The sequence below is a fragment of the Anaerosporobacter faecicola genome (genome assembly GCF_012070565.1).
Taxonomy (GTDB): Bacteria; Bacillota; Clostridia; order Lachnospirales; family Lachnospiraceae; genus Anaerosporobacter; species Anaerosporobacter faecicola.
This window is the reverse complement of the sequence record NZ_JAAQRO010000047.1, coordinates 1-2,098: the sequence shown is the minus strand read 5'-3', so window position 1 is coordinate 2,098 and position 2,098 is coordinate 1. Positions and strand designations below refer to the sequence as shown.

General features: G+C 28.4%; 1 protein-coding gene. It reads left to right on the top strand.

Annotated features, from left to right (window positions below; translation table 11 throughout):
- Positions 1-322: 322 nt before the first annotated feature.
- Complete coding sequence (locus tag HBB17_RS18525) at positions 323-1,621, top strand: YcxB family protein (RefSeq protein ID WP_167958985.1); 1,299 nt, start codon at positions 323-325, stop codon at positions 1,619-1,621.
- Positions 1,622-2,098 lie beyond the last annotated feature (477 nt).

Genomic DNA, 2,098 nt, shown 5'->3' with positions numbered 1-2,098 from the left:
TCATGAATCAATGTGTAGTTTTGAAGGTATAAGAGAAAAGTAAAACTCTAAGGGTATAAGAACTCTTAGAGTTTTTTTGCGTATAAATATGAAATGAGAAGAAAGTAGCTGAGAAGAATACGTGAAGGGACAATTCTTTTGATATTTTTTACAAAGTAGGATCATATTAGTCGAATTTTTAAATGCTATATGAAGACTAAAAAACATTTTATATACGACAAAAAACGTATTTATAAAATGTTTATAGACATTGTATTGTTTTTTTCTTAGATAGCTAATATACTAATTAGTAGAGAAAGCAGAAGGGAGAACAAGCATATAAATGAAAGTGAATAAGCTGCTGAAAATAGTAAGTGTAATAGTAACGATATCATTATTGCTGAGTAATAATGCAGTTGCTAAGACACAAGAATATGAAGTACAAGATATGAAGTTGGAATTGTCTGAAGATGTCATTATATTAGATCATGATCTTGAAACATCAAGTCCACTTTGGGAACAAGCTGGGATAGAAGATGTTAAGTCACAAAAAGAAGAATATAATAAAATGGGGGTAGTTGCATCATTTTATAAAAAACAAACAGATACATATATTAATCTACTATGTAAGACTTCAACAAAATCACATGATATATATAACATGTCTGAATTGTCAGAGGATGAGTTAGACACTTTTATTGCAACACTCATGGAATCAACGGACGAAAATACAAAAATACAAGCAGAGAGATATGACCATGCACAAGTTCCATTTTACAAATTGGTGATTAATGTAACTGGTTCAAATCAACCAATTACGGAAGTTATATATGGAACAATAGTTAATGGTGTATCTATAACATTTGATATATATAATCCCAATGGAGATACAGTAGATGAAACGTTTTTAAAAGAAGTAGTTGACCCATTAACATTTACTAAGATAGTACCAAGAGAGGAAGCCTATCGTTTAGAAAATGAAAGTAAAATGAAATTGATTATAGTAGCTGTGGTTATTGCTATTTTAATTCTTAGTATGTACATAATCGGAAAGAAAAGATCGAAAGAAAAAAATAATAGAAAAAAGGAACGAATAAAAAAAATTGAAGATTTCCGTGTGAAACTTCGAAGTAATAAAGAAGAGGGTATCGTTGAAAAAATATTATTTGAAAATAATATTGATTATGATAAGAATGTGTTGAAGGAATTTATTATTTATAATCGTTTTGTAAAACATACGGTGATGTATGTTATATTAGCCCTATTATTTTTAGTAATACTTTATTTGGGAATTTCATCAGATTCTTCTATTATTTCTATTTTAGTTGTAATTGCACTTGGCGGGGGATTTATATATGCTCAAATAAATGCAATGAATAAGCAAATAGAGATTTATACAAAACGTTACGAAAAGCCAGAAAATAATTGCATTCTATTCTATGAGAATTACTTTTCTGTAAAGAAAAAAGGTTCAGTTATGGATTATCCATATTTGCAAATACATAAGGTGTCCCAATATAAAGAATATATATTTGTTTATATTGGAAGTGATACAGCAATTTATCTTCATAAAGAAAAATTCACAACAGGTACAGTTGAGGAATTTCTAGAGTATATAAAAAAGCATATAGATAAAATATAGAAAGTAAAAGGACGTTTATGTATCGACGTCCTTTTGTTTATGTAAATATAAATAATATAATGGGGAATAAGAGTGACTACAAGTGAAGTATTCATCACAAAAAATAGGTTCTTTATGAAATATGAACACTAGAAAGCAATTCTACTGTCATGATGGTAGTACAATCGAAATGTAGTATATTTTCAAGAAATTAATAAAAAAGGTTGACAATACATCATGAACATGTTAGACTATTCTAGCTGACAAAAATGTAGCAATTTGATATATAATTTAAAAAAATAAAAATATTTAAATAAGTGCTTGACATTGTGTCGCAATTATGATAAACTAAATAAGCTGTCGCAAACGAGTGAAACAAATCGAAAGCGGTCGGCAAGAATGTTAGTAAGAGACAAGTTCTCGAACCTAACATGGAACATTGAAAACTGAACAGTGAAACAACCTTGAAAATTCCAGTGTTCACAAGTCATTGACTTA

What these genes read in the sequence shown, in the direction of transcription:
- HBB17_RS18525 (WP_167958985.1), top strand. Translation starts at nt 323, where the DNA reads ATGAAAGTGAATAAGCTGCTGAAAATAGTAAGTGTAATAGTAACGATA.